Origin of the sequence: Comamonas brasiliensis (assembly GCF_018292285.1) — a bacterium.
In the GTDB taxonomy this organism is placed as follows: Bacteria; Pseudomonadota; Gammaproteobacteria; order Burkholderiales; family Burkholderiaceae_C; genus Comamonas; species Comamonas brasiliensis.
In genome coordinates this window covers 150,259-168,205 of the sequence record NZ_JAANES010000007.1, presented here as the reverse complement: position 1 = coordinate 168,205, position 17,947 = coordinate 150,259, and the positions used below count along the sequence as shown (strand labels likewise).

Below are 17,947 nucleotides of genomic sequence, written 5' to 3'. Positions count from 1 at the left end.
ACCAGCGCTTTATACATAAGCGCTGGTAGCCATTTTCACTAGGTTTTTCGCTCGCTGCGTCGGTAGGCTGCAAGCGCACCCAGAATCATTGCCATGCCCAGCCACTGCACCGGCTGCGGCCTGGCGCCAAACCAGATCAGGTCCACCAGCAAGGCCATGACAGGGTAGATGAAGGACAGGCCGGCGATCGCCTGCGCCTGCAGTCTTTGAAATGCCGTGTACATCAATGTGTACATCCAGGCCGTATGCACCAGCCCCAGCACCAGCACCGCACCCCAGGCCCTGAGGCCGAAGACCGCCTGGTCGCGCAGTTCCCACACCCAGGGCAGCAAGCTCAAAGATCCCGCCAGCATCTGCAACATGGCAATCTGCGCCGGTGCGATCCGCTTGAGCCGCTGGGTGGCCAAAGTGGCCAAGGCATAAAGCCCGGCCGCCAGCAGCGCCAGCCCGATACCCAGCAATTGCCCTTGCGATGCGCCCTGGCCAGCCAGTCCCAGCAAGCCGCTACTCAGACCCACGCCAACCAACGCCAAAACCAGCCAGGGCAGGCGATTGAGCGGTACCGGCTCACGCTGAAGCAGTGCTGCCAGCAGCAACAACAAAAAGGGCTGCACGTGATAGACCACTGTTGCGATGGCAATGCCGCTGTATTCATAGGCACGGAACAGGCACAGCCAATTGACGATGAGCGCCGCCGCGCCAAGCAGCAGCCAACCCCACTCGCGCCAGCTCAGCCGTGACCACTGACCCGACCACCCGACCCAGGCCGCCAGCCCCAGACCGCCAAGCAAACAGCGCAGCCACACTACCCACAGCACGGGCAGGCCACTTTCCACCACCAGCAGACCGATGGTGCCGGACAGCGCCATGGCCAGCATCATGCGCCAAGTGCCACCAGACGGCGGCGCGGCGGCCAAAGCCGGCCTGGAAGCCGGCGCTTGCAAAGAGGAGGAGATCTGGGAAGTCATGACGGCATCGTCCATCAATCACATTCATGCATCAATACATCCCCATTCCACTTACTATTACCTGCCAATCAACAATCAAGTCGACCCATGAGCACAGAACCCGGTCTGCTCCCTGAAATGCTGGTTTTCGCCAAGGTGGTGGAGCTGCGCAGCTTTGCCGCCGCTGCGCGCCAACTTAATCTGACCACCTCGGCGGTCAGCCGCAGCGTGGGGCGGCTGGAAGCCCATTGGGGCGTGCAGTTGCTGCACCGCACGACCCGCTCCCTGTCCCTGACCGAGCTGGGTGCCGAGGTCTATGCCGCCTGCAGCCAGCTGGCGCAGACGGCCAGCGATATCCACGCCATTGCCGGCCATTACAGCGGCGTGCCGCGCGGCACGGTGCGGCTGACGGCACCGACCATTTTTGGTGAAATCTGGCTCAGTGCCCAGCTGCCTGCGCTGCGCCGCCAATGGCCGGAGCTGGAGATCGCCGTCAGTCTCAGCGACCAGATGCAGGATCTGGCCCAGCAAGGTCTGGATCTGGCCATTCGCCTGACCCGCCCGGAACAGCTGCCACCCCATATGGTGGCGCGCGAGTTGCGCCAGGTGCGCTATATCGCCGTGGCCTCGCCCGCCTACCTCCAGGGCCTGCCCAAGCCGCCCGGCCATCCGCTGGAGCTGGGCCGCCAGCATGGCGTGGCATGCATCACGCTGGGCTATGGCGACTTTCAGAGCCGACTGCAATGGCTGCACGGCCAGGATCGCAGCCCGGTGCCTGCCGTGACCGAAGTCGCCGTTCACGCACCTTTGTCCATGGACAGCAGCACGGGCATCATCAATCTGGCACTGCAGCACCAGGGCATAGGCCTGGTGGCAGACTTTGCCGCCCAGGCCGTGCTGAGCAGTGGCGCGCTGGTACAGGTTCTGCCCGACTGGCAGTTGACGGGCAACTACGCACCGCGCACCGCCTACGCGCTGTACATGCCTTCGCGTCACCTGCCGCTCAAGGTGCGGGCGCTGATCGACCACCTGGTCGAGGCAGGCCGGCGCCAGCGCTTCTGAAGATCCGGCGCTGCCGTCCACACAGGAGCGAGTTCTCCCCACCCGGGCACTACAAGCTTGTGGACAAGACTCGACAGTGAGCGGGATAAGCAGATCAAGCCATTGTTTTCAAATGATTTTCAGGAACCCGCCCATTTTTTAGGCAAACCACACCCTGCAAGACCCGGAACCCTCAAACTCTGCATTTCATAGCAGCTCAGGCAAGTCTGAATTGGGCTGCAGAGCAGTTCTCCCCAACAAATCGCTACAAGCTTGTGGACAACCCCCGGCAACGCCTTGAATAAGCGACCCAAGTCCCTGTCGGCATTGAATAATTCGAGTACTGATTATTTTTTAATCAACACACCATCGGCATCACCTGGCTCTCAGCGCAGCGGCCCTTGCCAATCGGCGAGGCGATAGGCACTGTCCCAGAACAGCCATTCCAGCCGGGCCGCATCCTTGTAAGCCGCATGCATGGCCGCGCGCGTGGTCTCGGTGGCCTCCTCGGCCAGGCGATCCACCGTGGCGCAGACGCCGCGCACTGCCGCATGAAACTCCTCGCTGGCATAGGTATCCACCCAGGCCTGATATGGATTGTCTTTGGCCGAGCGCGCATGAATGTCGCGCCCCACCTCGGCATAGATCCAGAAGCAGGGCAGCAACGCGGCCACGGCCACCGGGTAAGTGGCGCTCCAAGCCGTGGCCAGCAGATAGCTGGTGTAGTGATGGCAGGCCGGCGTCAGCGGCGTGGCCGCAAACTGCTCGGGCGTGATGCCGAAGTCGCGCATGAAGCCGCCATGCAGGGCGCGCTCCACCACCACAGCCTCATTGGCGGCATTGGCAAACTGCACCACGCCTTCGGCGTTATCGGATTTGGCCGCCGCCACGGCCAGCGCGCGGCCATAGGCGACGAGGTAATGCGCATCCTGAATCATGTAGTGGCAAAAACGCTCCCGGCTCAATGTGCCGGCCACCAGTTCCTGGTTGAAGGGCAGCTCCAGGGTGCTTTGAAACAGCGCCTGATTGGCATTCCACAGGCTTTGGCTGAAAGACATGATTCGACTCTCCACTGCAAGAATTCATAGCAGCCAGCGCTTTGCTGACTGGGCAAGCAACCATTCTTGCTGAGATACATGCTTTTGCAGCCCAAAGCCCGGCAGATATCCGGTCAAAGCTGTATTTCAAGGCTGGCGCTCTGGCTTGCGGCCAGCGGCTTCCTGCGCCTTGTGCTGCAGCCACTGACTGAACACCCGCAGCGCCGGCGAGGCTTGCGCTTCGGCCGCCAGCTCGGGAGTGACCAGATAGTAGGCGCGGTTGCCACGCAGCGGCTGCGGGCAGGCGACGATGAGATCGCCACGTGCAATCTCCTGCTCGATCAGCATGGGCGGGATCAGCGCCACGCCCAGCCCCTGGCTGGCGGCCACGGCCAGCATGGAGAAGAGTTCAAGCCGCATGCCGTCGAGTGCCCGCGGCGCATCGACATGCATCGCGTCGAACCACTGGCGCCAGCCCTGTGGACGCGTGCTTTGCTGCAGCAGCGGCAGGCGCGCGATCACCTCGGGGCCCACCGGCAGCCAGGCACGGCCCGGATCGCGCTGCTGGGCCGTGGCCAGCAACTGCGGGCTGCACACGGGCACGACTTCCTCGTCCATCAGCCACTGCGCCTGCACGCCGGGCCAACGTTCCACCTGCCCGGGCGTGCCCGCATAAAGAGCCGCATCGAACACGGTGTCGGCAAACAGAAAAGGCCGGGTCTGCACATCAATGTGAACGGTGATATCGGGGTGCTGCTGGGCCAGCTGCGGCAGGCGTGGCAGCAGCCAGCGGGTGGCAAAAGTAGGCACGGCCGCCAGATTGATGGGGCCGCCCTCGCCCTGGTGGCTCATCAGATCCAGGGTGTCACGCTCCAGCCCCTGCAGCCAGCGCCCGACCTGGGTGGCGTAATGCCGGCCCGCATCGGTGAGCAGCACGCCATGGCGCGTGCGCCTGAACAGGGCCAGCCCCAGAAACTCCTCCAGCGCAATGATCTGGCGCGAGACCGCGCTTTGCGTCAGCGACAGCTCCTGTGCGGCCTTGGTGTAGCTGATATGGCGGGCAGCCGATTCGAAGCAGGCCAGGGCCTGGGTGGAGGGAAGCACTCTGCGCATATTACGTATTCCTTGGGCGCATTCATAAAAAGCAGATCAAAGTCAAAACCTGACCTATTCAACTTATACATGCATTTTTCTCATCCATAGATGATTATTCATCGTTTGCCAGCCTCTATTTCGGCCACCTAAGATGTGTGCAAGCACTCAGGCGAGAAAGCGCCTGCAGCCCGACACCTTGCATTCAGGAGACGAACATGGCCAATGGCTACCAGTGGGACGACTGCTTCCAGCTCGACCAGCAACTGACCGAAGACGAGCGCATGATCCGCGACGCCGCACGCGAGTACTGCCAGGACAAGCTCAAGCCCCGCGTGCAAGCCATGTTCCGCAATGAGTCGGTGGACATCAGCATCTTCCGCGAGATGGGCGAGCTGGGCCTGCTGGGCCCCACCATCCCCACGCAGTACGGCGGTGCAGGCCTGAACTATGTGAGCTACGGTCTGGTGGCGCGCGAGATCGAGCGCGTGGACTCCGGCTACCGCTCCATGGCCTCCGTGCAATCGTCCCTGGTGATGGTGCCCATCAACGAGTTCGGCACCGAAGCCCAGAAGATGAAATACCTGCCCAAGCTGGCCTCGGGCGAATTCATCGGCTGCTTCGGCCTGACCGAGCCCGACCACGGCTCCGACCCTGGCTCCATGGCCACGCGTGCCTACAAGGTTGACGGCGGCTATCGCCTCAAGGGCAACAAGATGTGGATCACCAACAGCCCCGTGGCCGACGTGTTCGTGGTCTGGGCCAAGGAAGTCTCCGAGGACGGCACCGTGGGCCAGATCCGCGGCTTTGTGCTGGAAAAGGGCATGAAGGGTCTGTCCGCCCCCGCCATCCACGGCAAGGTGGGCCTGCGCGCCTCCATCACCGGCGAAATCGTGATGGACGATGTGTTCTGCCCCGAAGAAAACGCCTTCCCCGATGTGCGTGGCCTCAAGGGCCCGTTCACCTGCCTGAACAGCGCCCGCTTCGGTATTGCCTGGGGCGCGCTGGGTGCGGCAGAGGACTGCTGGCACACCGCCCGCCAGTACACGCTGGACCGCAAGCAGTTCGGCCGCCCCCTGGCCGCCAACCAGCTGATCCAGAAGAAGCTGGCCGACATGCAGACCGAAATCACGCTGGGCCTGCAGGCCGCGCTGCGCGTGGGCCGCATGAAGGACGAGCACCAGAACGTGATCGAGATCACCTCGCTGATCAAGCGCAACAACTGCGGCAAGTCGCTGGACATCGCCCGCATGGCACGCGACATGCTGGGCGGCAACGGCATCAGCGACGAGTTCGGCGTGGCCCGCCATCTGGTGAACCTGGAGGTGGTCAACACCTACGAAGGCACGCACGATGTGCATGCACTGATCCTGGGCCGTGCCCAGACCGGTATTGCGGCGTTTGCGAACTGATAGCTCCCCCTGAGCGGCTACGCCTAGGCGGCCCCGCCGCTTCCCCCTCTCTCTTCGGGAGGGGGACGGCAGCTTCGCCGCGAGGCGGCTCTTGCTGGCTGCCCTTACCTCGGGGCGATGCCAACCACCGCTATTCATTTGTTAGCTAGTACCGCTTGATTTGTCTGGGTTTTGAATAGTTTTCAGCTCAGAACCCAGACAAATAAAGCGCAAGCAGCTATTTATTTCATTGTTTCGCTTTACGGGATCATCCGACATGAACGCAAGCTCCACCACTCCCACAGGCGCATTGGCAGGCATCAAGGTGCTGGATCTGTCGCGCGTGCTGGCGGGTCCATGGGCCACGCAGATGCTGGCCGATCTGGGGGCCGATGTAGTCAAGGTGGAGCGCCCTCTCGCCGGCGACGACACACGCCACTGGGGGCCTCCGTTCCTCAGGGACGACGCGGGCAACGATACGCGCGAGGCCAGCTACTTCACGGCCTGCAACCGCAACAAGCGCAGCATCACCGTGGACATGGCGCACCCCGAGGGCCGGGCGCTGCTGCAGCGCATGGCGCAAGAAGCCGATGTGGTGGTGGAGAACTTCAAGACCGGGGGACTTGCGCAATACGGTCTGGACTATGAGAGTCTCAAGGTGCTGAACCCGCGCCTGGTGTACTGCTCCATCACGGGCTTCGGCCAGGACGGCCCCTATGCCGAACGCGCGGGCTATGACCTCATGGTGCAGGCCATGTGCGGACTGATGAGCATCACCGGCCATGCCGATGGCGAGCCCGGCGGCGGCCCCTTGAAAGTGGGCGTGGCCGTGATCGATGTGTTCACGGGGCTGTATGCCAGCAACGCCATCCTGGCCGCGCTCAATGCCCGCGACAACGCGAGAAATGGCAGCGGCCAGGGTCAGTACATCGATATGGCGCTGCTGGATGTGGGCATGGCCGTGCTGGCCAACCAGGCCGCCGGCTTTCTGGCCACCGGCCAGGCGCCGGGCCGCGCCGGCAACACCCATCCCAGCTTGGCGCCGTATCAGGACTTCCCGACGCTGGACGGCAATGTGCTGCTGGCCATCGGCAATGACGGCCAGTTCGCGCGCTTTTGCGCAGCGATCGGCGAGCAAGCCTGGGCGCAGGATGCGCGCTTTGCCACCAATACCGCCCGCGTGCACAACCGCACGGCGCTGCTTGAGCTGATGAAGCCGCAGATGCGCCAGCGCAGCACCGCCGACTGGATTGCGCTGCTGGAGGACAAGGCCGTACCCTGCGGCCCCATCAACACCATCGCCCAGGCTTTTGACGACCCGCAGGTCAAGGCCCGGGGCATACACAAGACATTGCCGTCGAGCGCAGGCCATGGCATCTCTGCCATGGCCACCGTGGCCAGCCCCATGCGGCTGTCCGCCACGCCCGTGACCTACCGCAATGCACCGCCCGCACTGGGTCAGCACACTGATGAGGTGCTGCTGGAGTTGGGGCTGAGCCCTGCCGATCTGACGTTGTTGCGGGAGCGCGGCGCGATCTGACACCCTTTTCACATGGGCAGAGCACGGCATAGATCGGTGCCTGCCTTTCACACATCACACCAAGGAGACAAACATGTTCAAGTTCACCGCCACCGTCGTGGCCGCCCTCGCCGTTTGCGGCGCAGCCCAGGCGCAGAGCAACTACCCCAACAAGCCCATCAGACTGCTGGTGCCCTTTGCCGCCGGCGGCACGACCGACCTGATCGCCCGCATCATTGCCGAGCCTCTGAGCCGTGAACTGGGCCAGTCCGTGGTGGTGGAAAACAAGGGCGGCGGCGGCGGCAGCATCGGCGCCTCCGAAACCGCACGCGCAGCACCCGATGGCTACAACCTCGGCATTGCCACCGTCTCCACCACGGCGACCAATCCGGCCATCAACCCCAAGATTCCCTACAACGTGGCCACCGACTTCACGCCCATCGTGAACATTGCCGCCACGCCCAACATCATTGCGGCCAACCCCAAGTTCGCCGGCAAGGACTACAAGAGCTTCCTGGCCGAGATCAAGAACCAGCCCGCCAAGTACTCCTACGCATCGCCCGGCCTGGGCTCCATCACCCACCTGATGATGGAAATGTTCAAGCTGGAAACCAAGACCGAGATGACCCACGTGCCCTACCGTGGCTCGGGCCCTGCGCTCAACGACACCGTGGCCGGTCAGGTGCCGCTGATTTTCGACAACCTGCCCTCCACTCTGCCCTTTGTGAAGGAAAAGCGTCTCACGGCCCTGGTCGTCGCCGCTCCGCAGCGCATTGCAGCCCTGCCTGATGTGCCGACCTTCAAGGAAGTCGGCCTGCCCCAGGTCAACCGCATGGCGTACTACGGCATCGTCGGCCCCAAGAACCTGCCCAAGGACGTCGTGGCCAAGATCAACGCTGCCGTGCGCAAGGCAGTGCTGGACCCCAACGTGAAGAAGCGCATCGAGGAAAGCGGCTCCATCATCATGGCCGACACCCCCGAAGCCTTTGCCAAGCAGATGGCCGAAGAGCTGGCCGTCTACAAGAACGTGGTGCAGAAGCAGAATCTGAAGATGGACGAATAAGCGTCTTTCGCACATGAAAAAAGTCCTCGCCGGCACATACCGGCGAGGACTTTTTCTTTGCCCCGCCTCATGCACAAGCCAGGTGCTCATGCATGAAACTGGTGCAATGCAAGACCTGTTTCTCAGAAACGGTGGCGGATACCCACCAGGGCGCTGGTGCCGGACTTGTTGGGAATGTCCATGCTCACGCGGTCATACATGGCCACGGCGTAGACATCGGTGCGCTTGGACAGGAAATGGTCGTAGCCCAGGCTGACGGTGGTGCGTGTGCCGCTGACGTTGCCCACTTCCGACTTGGTGCGTGCAGCCGCTGCCTTGAAGGTACCGGGCGTGCCGCTGACGGGGATGTCCAGACCCAGCGAGTAGGTGGTGTTCTCGCGATCCTGGGCGTTGATCTTGGCCTGGCCGTAAGTGGCATAGAGCTTGGCCACGCTGAAGTCGTAGCTGCCGCCCACCATCCAGTTGCTCTTGGTCGGCATCACTGCCAACGATACCGGGTTGTTGATCTGCGCACGCTCGTAGAACGCGGTCAGGCTCAGCGGTCCGCCCGAGTACATCAGGTTCAGGCCCACATTCTTCTTGCCCTTGTTGCCGCTGCTGGTCTGCTCGCCGAACTGGTAATGCACATTGGCCCTGAGACCGCCGAAACTGGGCGTGGAATACAGGATCTGGTTGCTCCAGCCGGTGTTGGAGGCCGTGGTCAGGCTGTCCGTTCCCCAGGCCGCGGTCGTCATATTGGCATGCAGCACCAGCGGCGAGACCGTGAAGGAGTCGCCAAACGGATTGGTCAGCACCGTGGGCAGGAAGTTAGGCGCCAGACCACGGCCCAGGCTTACGCGGCCAAAGCTGCCAGCCAGACCCACATTGGCATCACGCGAGAAAAAGGGGTCGGCATCAAAGCGGCCGGGGGTACCGGTATCGGCACGGAAAAAGCTCGTGATATTGAAGTCGGCCTTGAGGCCGCCGCCCAGATCCTCCACGCCCTTCACACCCCACCAGGAAGTGGTCAGACCGCCGGAGCCGACCGAGGCCACGCGCTGCTGGCCTGCCAGCTTCATGGAGCCGGCATAGCTGTCGATCGTGCCGGTGAGCTGCACGGAGCTCTGGGCCTGGGCCGACAGGCTGGCCGCAGCCAGGGCGATGGTGGTGAAGGTAGCGGCAAACGCTTTCATGGGTGGTTTCCTCTCTAAAAAAGTTTGAGACAAACCACCCATGCAAGAGTCAGGCCAGTTTTGTATACAAAACTAGGGCTTCAAACGAAAGCTGTCGGCCAGCTTCAGCATCATGAACAGCCAGAGCGCACCGCCCAGCGCAATCAGCAGCCCGCCCACCAGACCGATATGCGTCATGCCCCATTGCTGGCTGACGATGCTGCCCAGCAGTGCGCCGCCACCAATACCGATATTGAAAATGCCCGAGAACATGGACATGGCCACGTCGGTGGCATCAGGCGCCAGATTCAGTACCTTGGACTGCATGGACAGCGCAAAGCAGATCATGGCAATGCCCCAGACCGAGCTTTGCAGATACAGGCTCCAGACATGCGTGCTGCTCATGACCAGCAGCAGCAGGCTCAGCGCCAGCACACCGATGGACGCCAGCAGAAAGCCGCGCGGAAAGCGCATGCCGAACCAGCCGAACAGCACGCTGCCCACAATGCCCATGCCGCCATACAGCAGCAGCACGGCCGTGGTCACATCGCCGGCATGGCCGGCAATGTCCTGCACAAAGGGCTCGATGTAGCTGTAGGCCGTGAACTGACCGGTAATCACCACCACCAGCAGCACATAGATACCGACCAGGGCCGGGCGCCTGAACAGCATGGGCACACTGGACAGTGAACCGGCGTTCTCGCTGGGCAGCAGAGGCAAGAGCTTGCCCAGCACCAGCATCACCGCCGCCGCCACCCCACCGATGGCCAGAAACGTCATGCGCCAGCCCAGCCATTCACCCACGATGCGACCCAACGGAATGCCCAGCACCATGGCCACGGAAGTGCCCGTGGCCAGCAGGCTCAGCGCCATGGCCTTCTTGCCCGGCGGCGCCACGCGCACGGCCAGCGAGGCGGTGATGGACCAGAACACCGCATGCGACAGCGCAATACCGATGCGACTGATGACCAAAGACGCATAGCTCCAGGCCACGCCCGAGAGCAGATGGCTGAGCACAAACACCGCGAACACGCCCATCAGCAGCTTGCGCCGCTCCACCTTGCGCGTAAGCAGCATGAAGGGCAGCGAGGCCAGCGCGACCACCCAGGCATAGATGGTGAGCATCAGCCCCACCTGCTCCACCTGCATCTCGAAGCTGGCGCCAATGCTGCTGAGCAGACCGACGGGCACGAACTCGCTGGTGTTGAAGACAAAAGCGCCCAGCGCCAGCGCAATGACGCTGAGCCAGGCCTGGGCGGGGGATCGGGCGGGAGATATCGAGGTAGAGGTCGGAGAGGCTAAGGGCTCTGTCATGAATTCGCAGCTTGCTGCAACGCAGCATAAAGACCGAATTGTGCGCGTCCATGCGTCAAACAGGGCGCGCAGTCCGCTTATTCCGCAGCCATTGCAGGGACGAGGGCCTGCCTGCGCTTCTGAATGAGCCTGGCCAGCAGCACCAGAACCAGTGCAATATTGAAGGCCAGCACCAGCATCGCCTGCCAACTGCTGCGATGCAGCAGATGGAGCAGCTCAAACGGCAGGTACACGGTGCTGGCCAGTACGCCGAACCACTCGCCCCAGGCCCTGTCCCGCCACAGACCCCAGGCCTCGATGAAGCGCACGGCCGCATAGAGACAGCCAAGCAGCACCAGCGTACTGACCGGCGTGACGTTGAGGGCATCTGCGGCCTGCAGCAGCAGGGCCGGATAGCGTTGCAGAGGCGACAGGCCCATATGGCCGATCAACTCCAGCACCAGGCGATGAATATCGTGGTGCAGCAGACTCAGCACGCCCCACAGCCCCAATAGCGCCGCAACGCCTTTGGTGGCCTCGAACACGGCCATGGCCTTAACCGCAGTGCGCAGTGACGACTGTGAACTCATGGGCGTTTCCGTCGCTGAAAGCACCACTATAGAAACAACTGCCGGATAGCGCTTGCGCTCGCCTTATGCAGACACGCACCGCCATCCGCGGCAGCTCAAGTGCCCCCCGGGCGCTTGCACCCAGGTAAAGCTCAGGCCCAAGCTGCCGCAGAATCCAGAATCAATAGGCCACCGTGAAGCGCTCACGCACATGGAGGCCCTGCTCCAGTGCATCGATCAGCGCCACGGCCAGGTCTTGCACCGAAATATCGCCTGGCTGACCGTCAGCCTGCATCAACGGCTCGTCCTTACCCGTGCGGTACTCGGCAGTGCGGCCCCTGGATTGCGCAGCCGAGCCGCCATGAAAGCCCACGGCCGGGCTCAGCATGGTCCAGTCCAGAGCGACTTCCTTTTGCAGCTCGGCAAACATGTCGCGCGCCGCCGAGGCGCCGGGCTTGATGAACGCCGGAAAGTCGGGTGAATCCACCAGTTGCTGGCCATTCACGTACAGGCTGCCGGCGCCGCCCACGACCAGATAGCGCTTGATGCCCGCAGCCTTGACGCCTTGCACGATGGCACGCGAGCCCCGCATGAAATCGTCATAGATATTGGGATTGTTCCAGCCCGCGTTATAGGCGCTGACCACCGCGTCGCAGCCGGTCACGGCGCGCTGCACCTCGTCGGCATTGAGCACATCGGCCTTGACGAACTGCACATGCTCGCGTGCGGCAGCAGCTTCGGGCTTGCGTACCAGGGCCACGACTTCATGACCGCGACGCAGCAGCTCATCCAGCAATCCGGCACCGACAAAACCCGTGGCACCAATCAATGCGACTTTCATTGGAAAACTCCTTGTATCTTCAACAGAGCTAAAGATTAATCGGCATTAATCGCGAGAAAAACCCCTTTCAGCCACCATGACCTTGAAGCAGCACTTCAAAATATCCTCATGGAAGATTTCAGACGCATGGCCATTTTTGCCGCCGTGGTGGAGCGCGGCAGCATGAGCGCGGCCGCCCGCCAGCTCGATATGACGCCCTCGGCCGTCAGCCAGCACATCCGTCAGCTGGAGCAGGAGGCCGGCCTGACACTGCTGCACCGCTCCACGCGCCAGCTGACGCTGACCGATGCCGGCCAGCGCTTCTACACGCATTGCGCCGCCATGTGCGAAGCCGCCAGCCGGGCTCGCGCCGAGCTGGCCGCCGAGCATCAGCGCCCTAGCGGCGAGCTGCGCCTGGCCGCCCCGGCCGGCTTTACCCAACATGCTGCCCCGGCGCTGGGCAAGTGGCTGGCCATGCATCCTGAGCTGCGGCTGCGCCTGCTGATGGACGACGCGCCCATAGATCTGATCCAGGCGCGCGTAGATCTGGCGCTGCGCTTCGGCAATCTGCAGGACTCCAGCTGGGTGGCCCGCCATCTGGGGCGCAGCGCCACCGTGCTCTGCGCCTCGCCAGATTGGATCAAGGCTCATGGCAACACGCCTCGACACCCCGGCGAGCTGGCACAGCTGCCCTGGCTGGAGATGAGCCGCAGCGACGATGCCCAGGCCGACTTTCTCTGGCGGCACCAGGGTACGGCCCAGGAGTTCCGGCTGCAGGTGCGCCCGCTCATGGTCAGCAACCACCGCAGCGCCGTGCAGCAGTTCTGCGAAGCGGGTCTGGGCCTTGCCCTGCTCTCGGCCCATGACGTGGCGGCCAGTCTGGAGTCAGGCAGACTGGTGCGCCTGCTGCCCGACTGGAATATGGGCATGCTGGACATCTGGGCCGTCACCGCCAGCCGCGACACCCTGCCCGCCAAGGTGCGCGAGGCCATCGAGGTGCTGCGCGAGTATTTCGGTCAGCTCCAGGGCATGCAGAACTAGCGCAATCCTCAGGCATGCGAGGACCTGGCAGCCATCCAGGTCTGCCGCCCAGGCGCTGGATGCAAAAAAGCCTGCAAATGCGAAGCACCTGCAGGCTTTGCAAAACAGGCCACACCACATGGCCCTGCGCACTCAAACCATCATTTCAGATCGATAGGCGTCTTGTTGCCGTTCACATAGCGGCTCAGCGTATAGCTGGGGTTCTTCATTTCGCCGTTCTTCTCGAACTGGATCTTGGAGGTCACACCCGAGAAGTCGGACTTCTGCAGGAAGGGGATATAGACCTTGGGGTCCCAGGAGTTGGCACGCTTCATGGCGTCGGCCAGCAGCATGGTGCCGTCATAGAAATAGGGGCTGTAGACCTGGAACTGGCCCGGATACTTGGCGTCATAGCGTTTCTTCCACTCCGTGCCGCCAGGCATCTTGGCAATGGAGGCACCGCCGTCGGCGCAGACCACGTTCTCCAGCGGCTTGGCGCCCGCTGCCACCTTGGCCAGCTCGGTCACGCAAATGCCGTCGCCGCCGAACATCTTGACGTCATTCATGCCCAGTTGGGCCATCTGGCGCAGCATGGGGCCGGCCTGACCGTACATGCCGCCGTAGAAGATGGCATCGGGCTTCTTGGCCTTGATGGAGGTCAGAATGGCCATGAAGTCCGTGGCCTTGTCGTTGGTGAACTCGTTGGCAACGATCTTGATGCCCTGCTTTTCGGCATCCTTCTTGAACACATTGGCCAGACCCTGACCATAAGCCGTGCGGTCGTCGATCACGGCCACGTTCTTGAGCTTGAGGTTCTTGGCCGCATAGGTAGCGAGTGCAGCACCCAGGGCGTTGTCGTTGGCGATCACGCGATAGGTGGTGTTCCAGCCTGGCTTGGTCAGGTCGGGGTTGGTCGCCGCGCCCGTGATCATGGGAATGCCGCAGTCCTGGAAGACCTTGGACGAAGGAATCGCCACGCCGGAATTCACAAAGGCCACGGCACCGGCGACCTTGTCATCGCAGAGCTTCTGCGAAGCGGCCGTGCCCTGCTTGGGATCGGCCACATCGTCTTCGGCCACCAGCACGAACTTGACCTTCTTGCCGCCGATTTCCATGCCCTTGGCGTTCAGGTCCTCGATGGCCATGCGCACGCCGTTTTCATCGTCCTTGCCGAAGTGAGCCTGAGGGCCGGAGGTCGGGCCGATGTGGCCGATCTTGATGATCTGCTCCTGGGCCATCACCCCGCCTGCCATACCTGCTACGACTGTCGCGATACACAACTTGCCAAAATTCTTCATTGCGCACTCCACTCGGTTGAGACAAGACGCAACCTTATGCCCCACGGCAGGCAATTGGCAATGAGGCAATCACATAGGTGCAGGGAGTGCTACACCGGCACAACAATCAGTGTTTTCAGGGATCGGCAAGTGCGCCGGGCTGTGCTGGAAAAAGCCGCCGCCGCCCCATGCTCGCGAAATGGCAGCAGGACCCAAGAAGAACGCCCCAGACTGGGGCGTTCCTTTATCAACAAGTGCCGCTCAGGCTGCCTTGGCCTGCAGGAACGCATCCACCTTGGCATGCTGGTCCAGCGTACTCAGGCAGGCATGGGCCACTTCCACGCCCTTCTTCACGAAGTGCTGGCGGAAGAACTCCACATGATCGCCATGTTCGTGGAAGTCGCGCGGCGTCAGCACGGCGGAGAACACGGGCACTTCGGAGTCCATCTGCACGCGCATCAGCCCGTCGATCACGGCCGTGGTCACGAATTCATGGCGATAGATACCGCCGTTGACGATCAGTGCAGTGGCGATCACTGCATCGAAACGACCGCTTTGTGCCAGCTTCTTGGCCAGCAGCGGGATTTCAAAGGCACCGGGCACGCTGAAATGCGTGATGTTGCCTGCCTGCACGCCTTGTGCCTGAAGCTCGGCCTGGGCGGCATCGCGGGCCTGGTAGACCACTTCGGTGTGCCAGCTGGCACTGATGATGGCAATGCGGCTGCGGCCGGCCACAGCCTTCCAGGGCGTACCGTCGGAAGTCGCGTGAGTGGCAAAGTTCATGGAGATGGGGGTCTGATTCATGGTGGTATTTCCAGAAAATTCCAATGAATCAGGGCGTGCGCAAGAACACCTGCCCATGCGGCAGCGACAGCTGCACCACGGACCAATGCTGCGCGATCTCTTTCATCCGGACTATGACCGTCGGCTCTGGCATCTCACCAGATCTGCTGACCCTGCAGTCTCTGGCGAGACTGCAGGCGCTCGCGGGCTGCTGCAGTCAATGCAAGGCATTGCCGCAGATACCGCCGGTGGGGAATTGCACCCCGCCCTGAGAACGCTGCTTTGCAGTGAACCTGAATTCACCACAAGACGAAGTCATTCTAGCGAGGCTTTGGCTGCGCTTTTGACAAAAGGGTCACTATGGCGTCAATCTGAAAAATCAAGACAAAACTGCCCTAATCTCTCGTCCACAAAGCGAAGCAAGCTCTCATTTGATGAGCACTTGGCATCATGAAGTCAACCCGGAGCAGCCGCCGGACGTTGAGAGCACAAAGCCTTGTTTCCACCCCCACCTCCAACCGACCCGCCATGAAGTCATCCCTGCAGGCAATGATGTCCACCTCCACACGCTGGGCCAGCATGGGGGCTTTGGCGGTGCTGTGCACTGCCTGCGCGGTTCCCGGCGAGTACGACTCCGGCTATGGCGGCGGCTACGGTGGCAGCTATGGCTCCACCACCATCTACAGCACCCAGCCTGCTTATCCAGCCTATCCCGCCTACCCGGTGTACCAGGGTCAGGACCGCAATGACTGGGCGTGGCGCGAACGTGAACGCCGTCAATGGGAGCGCCAGCGCGAGCTGGAACGCGATCGCGCCCAGAACATGCGTGATCGCGAGCAATGGCAGCGTCAGATGGAGCGCGATCGCGCTCAGCAACAGCGCGACCGGGATCAGCAGCGCCGCGACTGGGATCGTCAGCAATCCCAGAATCGCCGCGATCAGGACCAGATGCGCCGCCAGCAGGAACGCGAGCAGCAACAGCAATCGCAGCAGCGCGAGCGTGACCGCATGCAGGCCGAACGCGACCGCCAACAGCAAGACCGCGAACGTGAGCGCGATCAGCGCCAGCAGCAACGCCAGCGCGAAGGCCAGCAGCAAGGCTTTCCTCCTCGCGGTGACTGGCGCTGACCCGATGCTGGGGCACGGCACCGCTTCTGCTTTTCCTGCCGCCACTTCATAATTTGCAGGCACTCAAACGCCTTTGAAGGAGCGGTCATGTCAGAGCCCCTATCTCCCACCGTCATCATGCGCAAGCTGCCGCTGGGCTTGCTGCTGGGCTGGGCGCTGATCGCAGGCACGGCCCAGGCTCAGGTCATGCGCTGTGTCGATGCCAAGACCGGCGAGGTGACCTATACCAACGGCCGCTGCATCTCGGGCGAAATGAGCACGCAGATTCAGGCGGCGCAAAGCGCCGAGGAAATTGCGTCCGAGCGTGCCAATGCCAGCCAGGCGCGGGAGCGCAGCAAGGCCCAGATGGCGCGCGACGATGCCCAGCGCCGTCAGCGCGAAGAGCAGGAGCGCAAGGAGCGAGAAGCCGCCGAGAGAGCCCAGGCCCGGGCCGGCGCCAATCTGGAAAACACGGCCGCCTGCCGCCAGGCCCGAGAGCGCTACAACGCCATACTGGCCGAAGCGAGCCCCGATCCGGCCACCTGGGGAGAGCGCAGCCAGGCGGCCCAGGCCCAGATGGAGATGAGCTGCCTGGGCGCAGCCGCCTACCAGCAGCTGCAGCAAAGCCGGGCGCTGCAGCCCAATGCCATCAACCGCCCGCAGTGGGGCTATGGCTACCCCAACCGCTACCCGCCGGCACGTCCCACGCCATCGCAGCCACCCGCCAAGATCGTCAACTGCAATGTCTTCCGCTGCTATGACAACCGCGGCGGCGTGCATCCGATACCGTAATCCCCCTGAGGCGCTGTGAGCCTTCCCCCTGGGAGCGGCAGCTTCGCTGCGCGGCGGTGCTTGCTTGCTGCCCAATGCCTGACCGCGCCAATTTGGGACGATCCTGCTCTAGGCCCTGCCTAGCCTTGCAGGCCTTCTGTCACCGTGGGATAGCGCAGCCTGAGTCTCAACTCGCGCTTGAGCCGTCGATTCGACAGCCGCCGCGACTCGCTCATGAAGCTCAGCAGACTTGCAGGCAGTTCGGTCTGCGCCTGCTCGCGTGAAATGCGCGGCGGCCTGGCCAGGCCGTAGAGATCGGCCGCCAGATCGAAGTAATCCCCCATCTTCAACTGCGTGTCGTCGCTGGCGTGATAGATGCGCTGCGCCTTGCCGCGCCACAGCGCAAGCAGGCAGGCACGCGCCAGGTCATCGGCATGAATATGGTTGGTATAGACATCGTCTTCGGGCTGCAGCACGGCAGTGCCACGCTGCAGCCGGGTGCGGGGCGTACCGCCCTCCCGATCCGGGGCATAGATGCCGGGAATGCGCAGCAGGCTGGCCCGCAGACCCGAGCGCCCTGCAAAGCGCACCGCGAGCTCGGCATTCACGCGACGCTGAGCTCTGGCAGTCGTCGGCGCGACGGATCGGGTTTCGCTCACCCACTGCCCCTGGCAATCGCCATAAACGCCCGAGGTCGATGCATAGACCAGGCTACGCGGCAGGCTGCGCAGGCGCAGTGCCCGCAGCAGCGCCATGGTACGGGTGTCCAGCCACCAGCGTTCATCCCCGGCAGCCGGTGCCGGAGGCGGCGCCAGGTGCAGCACACGCGTCGCGATACCTGCCAGTCTGCGCAGGCTGGCCGGATCATCCAGATCCCCCCACAAAGGCCTCACGGCCTGGGCATGCAGCAAACCGGCCCGCTCGGGATTGCGGCTCAAGGCCAGAACCTGGACGGCCTGCCTGCCGCGGCCCGAAGCGAGCAGCAATCGGGACACGCGCTGACCCACATCGCCGTAGCCGACGATCAATAGACGTTCACGACGAAAGCGCGCTGGCAGCGCGCCCA

At 63.0% G+C, this 17,947-nt stretch carries 17 protein-coding genes and 1 riboswitch; of the genes, 7 read left to right on the top strand and 10 right to left on the bottom strand.

Going from position 1 to position 17,947, the window contains the following annotated elements; all coding sequences use genetic code 11:
- Positions 1–38: 38 nt before the first annotated feature.
- A complete protein-coding gene (locus tag DJFAAGMI_RS23305) occupies positions 39–881 on the bottom strand; it encodes a DMT family transporter (protein WP_419095627.1) in 843 nt (280 codons plus the stop codon).
- Positions 882–1,055: 174 nt separating this feature from the next.
- Here DJFAAGMI_RS23305 and DJFAAGMI_RS23300 point away from each other — a divergent pair, with 174 nt between their 5' ends.
- Positions 1,056–2,009 (top strand): LysR family transcriptional regulator, encoded by a 954-nt coding sequence (locus tag DJFAAGMI_RS23300; RefSeq protein WP_211459536.1) that lies wholly within the window; start codon positions 1,056–1,058, stop codon positions 2,007–2,009.
- A gap of 365 nt (positions 2,010–2,374) precedes the next feature.
- Here DJFAAGMI_RS23300 and tenA read toward each other — a convergent pair whose 3' ends face one another.
- Together tenA and DJFAAGMI_RS23290 are read right to left on the bottom strand one after the other, a co-directional pair.
- Positions 2,375–3,046, bottom strand: coding sequence for a thiaminase II (gene tenA / locus DJFAAGMI_RS23295; protein WP_211459534.1), 672 nt, complete (start codon positions 3,044–3,046; stop codon positions 2,375–2,377).
- A 126-nt stretch (positions 3,047–3,172) separates the two neighbouring features.
- Positions 3,173–4,138 carry a LysR family transcriptional regulator gene (locus DJFAAGMI_RS23290; RefSeq protein ID WP_043008342.1) on the bottom strand — a complete coding sequence of 322 codons (966 nt, stop codon included), beginning with the start codon at positions 4,136–4,138 and terminating at the stop codon, positions 3,173–3,175.
- Between the two features lie 197 nt (positions 4,139–4,335).
- On the opposite strand from DJFAAGMI_RS23290, the gene DJFAAGMI_RS23285 reads away from it, so the two are divergent.
- The 3 genes from DJFAAGMI_RS23285 (at position 4,336) to DJFAAGMI_RS23275 (ending at position 8,090) form a co-directional block, all read left to right on the top strand.
- Positions 4,336–5,529: an acyl-CoA dehydrogenase gene (locus DJFAAGMI_RS23285; RefSeq protein ID WP_211459532.1), complete on the top strand. Its 1,194-nt coding sequence runs from the start codon at positions 4,336–4,338 to the stop codon at positions 5,527–5,529.
- Between the two features lie 256 nt (positions 5,530–5,785).
- Entirely contained in the window at positions 5,786–7,048 is a 1,263-nt protein-coding gene (locus tag DJFAAGMI_RS23280; protein WP_211459530.1) for a CaiB/BaiF CoA transferase family protein, read from the top strand.
- Positions 7,049–7,121: 73 nt separating this feature from the next.
- Entirely contained in the window at positions 7,122–8,090 is a 969-nt protein-coding gene (locus DJFAAGMI_RS23275; protein WP_211459526.1) for a tripartite tricarboxylate transporter substrate binding protein BugE, read from the top strand.
- A gap of 122 nt (positions 8,091–8,212) precedes the next feature.
- On the opposite strand, the gene DJFAAGMI_RS23270 is transcribed toward DJFAAGMI_RS23275, so the two are convergent.
- The 4 genes from DJFAAGMI_RS23270 to DJFAAGMI_RS23255 all read right to left on the bottom strand — a co-directional run bounded on the left by DJFAAGMI_RS23270 (position 8,213) and on the right by DJFAAGMI_RS23255 (position 11,944).
- Positions 8,213–9,262: a porin gene (locus DJFAAGMI_RS23270; protein WP_003052664.1), complete on the bottom strand. Its 1,050-nt coding sequence runs from the start codon at positions 9,260–9,262 to the stop codon at positions 8,213–8,215.
- Between the two features lie 72 nt (positions 9,263–9,334).
- Positions 9,335–10,555: a sugar transporter gene (locus DJFAAGMI_RS23265; RefSeq protein ID WP_211459521.1), complete on the bottom strand. Its 1,221-nt coding sequence runs from the start codon at positions 10,553–10,555 to the stop codon at positions 9,335–9,337.
- A 77-nt stretch (positions 10,556–10,632) separates the two neighbouring features.
- A complete protein-coding gene (locus DJFAAGMI_RS23260; RefSeq protein ID WP_211459520.1) occupies positions 10,633–11,124 on the bottom strand; it encodes a DUF2127 domain-containing protein in 492 nt (163 codons plus the stop codon).
- A gap of 160 nt (positions 11,125–11,284) precedes the next feature.
- Positions 11,285–11,944 carry an NAD(P)-dependent oxidoreductase gene (locus DJFAAGMI_RS23255; RefSeq protein WP_211459519.1) on the bottom strand — a complete coding sequence of 220 codons (660 nt, stop codon included), beginning with the start codon at positions 11,942–11,944 and terminating at the stop codon, positions 11,285–11,287.
- Positions 11,945–12,052: 108 nt separating this feature from the next.
- Between DJFAAGMI_RS23255 and DJFAAGMI_RS23250 the strand changes: the two genes are divergently transcribed.
- Positions 12,053–12,964: a LysR family transcriptional regulator gene (locus DJFAAGMI_RS23250; RefSeq protein ID WP_211459518.1), complete on the top strand. Its 912-nt coding sequence runs from the start codon at positions 12,053–12,055 to the stop codon at positions 12,962–12,964.
- Positions 12,965–13,104: 140 nt separating this feature from the next.
- Here the strand turns inward: DJFAAGMI_RS23250 and DJFAAGMI_RS23245 are convergent, their stop codons facing one another.
- Positions 13,105–14,241 (bottom strand): branched-chain amino acid ABC transporter substrate-binding protein, encoded by a 1,137-nt coding sequence (locus tag DJFAAGMI_RS23245; protein WP_003052646.1) that lies wholly within the window; start codon positions 14,239–14,241, stop codon positions 13,105–13,107.
- A 240-nt stretch (positions 14,242–14,481) separates the two neighbouring features.
- Positions 14,482–15,024 carry a 6,7-dimethyl-8-ribityllumazine synthase gene (locus tag DJFAAGMI_RS23240; protein WP_043006880.1) on the bottom strand — a complete coding sequence of 181 codons (543 nt, stop codon included), beginning with the start codon at positions 15,022–15,024 and terminating at the stop codon, positions 14,482–14,484.
- Positions 15,025–15,114: 90 nt separating this feature from the next.
- Positions 15,115–15,283, bottom strand: a riboswitch (FMN riboswitch).
- A gap of 248 nt (positions 15,284–15,531) precedes the next feature.
- On the opposite strand from DJFAAGMI_RS23240, the gene DJFAAGMI_RS23235 reads away from it, so the two are divergent.
- Both DJFAAGMI_RS23235 and DJFAAGMI_RS23230 read left to right on the top strand, forming a co-directional pair.
- Entirely contained in the window at positions 15,532–16,131 is a 600-nt protein-coding gene (locus tag DJFAAGMI_RS23235; RefSeq protein WP_249334747.1) for a hypothetical protein, read from the top strand.
- A gap of 87 nt (positions 16,132–16,218) precedes the next feature.
- Positions 16,219–16,902 carry a DUF4124 domain-containing protein gene (locus DJFAAGMI_RS23230; RefSeq protein ID WP_211459517.1) on the top strand — a complete coding sequence of 228 codons (684 nt, stop codon included), beginning with the start codon at positions 16,219–16,221 and terminating at the stop codon, positions 16,900–16,902.
- A gap of 119 nt (positions 16,903–17,021) precedes the next feature.
- On the opposite strand, the gene DJFAAGMI_RS23225 is transcribed toward DJFAAGMI_RS23230, so the two are convergent.
- Positions 17,022–17,909 carry an NAD-dependent epimerase/dehydratase family protein gene (locus tag DJFAAGMI_RS23225; RefSeq protein ID WP_419095626.1) on the bottom strand — a complete coding sequence of 296 codons (888 nt, stop codon included), beginning with the start codon at positions 17,907–17,909 and terminating at the stop codon, positions 17,022–17,024.
- Positions 17,910–17,947: the final 38 nt, after the last annotated feature.